Below are 400 nucleotides of genomic sequence, written 5' to 3'. Positions count from 1 at the left end.
ACATCGTATATGGACGACAAGTCATTCGTCGTCAATTCCAACTCTGTAGGCGGTGGCGTACAGGTTAAACTGAGTCCGAAAATGAGGCTGAACCTGGCTTATATGCACACTTTCTACGGAACGAAAAAGACCTCGGTTACCTCTCCCAACACCGGTCTGGCCTATACCGCCAACTATACCCGCAACAATAACGTTGCAGGAGCCAGCCTCGACATCGACTTCTAAACAATACCTTTACAGCCATGTAAACGCTGTATAACGGCGTAATGATTTTGCCCCGGCATTGGTCATTGCGCCGTTTTCTGTTGTATAAATAAAAATCCAAAACCGTCCTTAATCTCCTTCTACTAAGACGGGCGACTCTTCCAGAGTCGATACAATAATCCGCATACATATACCC

General features: G+C 46.2%; 1 protein-coding gene. It reads left to right on the top strand.

Going from position 1 to position 400, the window contains the following annotated elements; translation table 11 throughout:
- The coding region (locus CBF90_RS18695) for a hypothetical protein (protein WP_206780515.1) at positions 1–225 on the top strand (225 nt) is incomplete at its 5' end.
- Positions 226–400: the final 175 nt, after the last annotated feature.

Origin of the sequence: Microbacterium sp. AISO3 (genome assembly GCF_002204305.1) — a bacterium.
Lineage (GTDB): Bacteria > Actinomycetota > Actinomycetes > Actinomycetales > Microbacteriaceae > Microbacterium > Microbacterium arborescens.
Note: the sequence above shows the minus strand (reverse complement) of the source record. Positions and strands in the feature narration are given on the sequence as shown.